A 1,133-nucleotide genomic window follows, 5' to 3' on the forward strand; every position below is an offset into this window, starting at 1 on the left:
ACGCTCACGCGTCAAAGTCAGTTCTTTTTATTATCTTTAATCCCAAATTCCCACAACTGACAAATATACAAGACCGTTGGCAGTAATTTTAAACATCACAAAAATCTTAAATTATGAAAATAATTAAGTTAATTAGTATTATTCTATTTATTTTTTTCTTAAACAAACCTTCTTATGGCCAATCTTCAGAAAGAGATTTTTCAAAAATTTTACATACATACTACCTATATAAAGACAAGGATTTAGTTGATAAAACAATTGATTATATAAACAATTCTCCGACAACTTATGAAAACTTAGAATCAATTTTGAAAGGTTTTTTTGGAGCACTTTTTTTATCTGATGAAAGCGTCAAAAAATCATTTAATGAAAATTTCGATAGAATAGAAAACTCTGACTTTAAAGAACTACTCGAATCTTTAAATTCTTCTAATATTGACACAATCTATTCAAAAGCAAAAATCACAGCAGATTATAATGATATGAATTGGGCATCATATTTTGCAACAGGAAATCTAAAATATCTTGATAATATAATTTCAAATATTTCTTATGACAATGAAAGAGAAGACATTGTTCTATTTTTAGCTGGTGCATCAGCAAAATGGTCATTATGTTCTAATGCAAACCAAGACGAAGTCGTAAAAAAATATCTTGAATCACTAAAAGACAAAAATGAGAATATCAAGGAAATTTTAGATAATGATCCTCGATATTTTAAAAATAAAACAGTTGAAATAATTAAAACACAAAAATCAAAAGGTGTATGGAATTAAAAAAAATAACTACTGCCAACAACGGTAACCGTTGCACAAGCCTTTAATTCTTAGAAAATCTCACTTATTTAAACCGCTTTTAGGAGGTTTTTTGTTTTTATATCCTTTGCAAATTAGAAGAATGAAGTGTTTTTAAAATGACGTATACTCCCGATTTAAGGTCATTGTGAACTTTAAAAAACAAGGCGAACATTCCTGCTCCACTTTTCACCCGGTTTTGAGTGAACTTGAGGTATTTTTTGAGGTTGTAGGCTATAGCTGAGAGCTGCATACACTTGTTAGCTTGTCTTAAGCCTATAGTGTTTACTTTACGCAGACCAACAAATTGAGTGAGTGTACCAAAAACAGGTTCTACGG

General features: G+C 29.4%; 1 protein-coding gene and 1 pseudogene. One reads left to right on the top strand and one right to left on the bottom strand.

Translation table 11 applies throughout. From position 1 onward, the window contains the following. The first annotated feature begins 113 nt into the window (after positions 1-113). Positions 114-776: a hypothetical protein gene (locus G551_RS0115130; protein ID WP_027886346.1), complete on the top strand. Its 663-nt coding sequence runs from the start codon at positions 114-116 to the stop codon at positions 774-776. Positions 777-873: 97 nt separating this feature from the next. On the opposite strand, the pseudogene G551_RS16765 reads toward G551_RS0115130, so the two are convergent. Continuing rightward, positions 874-1,133 (bottom strand): annotated as a pseudogene (locus tag G551_RS16765) (IS1182 family transposase); the annotation flags it as partial.

The organism is Mesonia mobilis DSM 19841, assembly GCF_000423405.1.
Taxonomy (GTDB): Bacteria; Bacteroidota; Bacteroidia; order Flavobacteriales; family Flavobacteriaceae; genus Mesonia; species Mesonia mobilis.

Excerpts from the sequence above, each read along its gene's own strand:
- G551_RS0115130 (WP_027886346.1), top strand. The coding sequence starts at position 114 with ATGAAAATAATTAAGTTAATTAGTATTATTCTATTTATTTTTTTCTTA.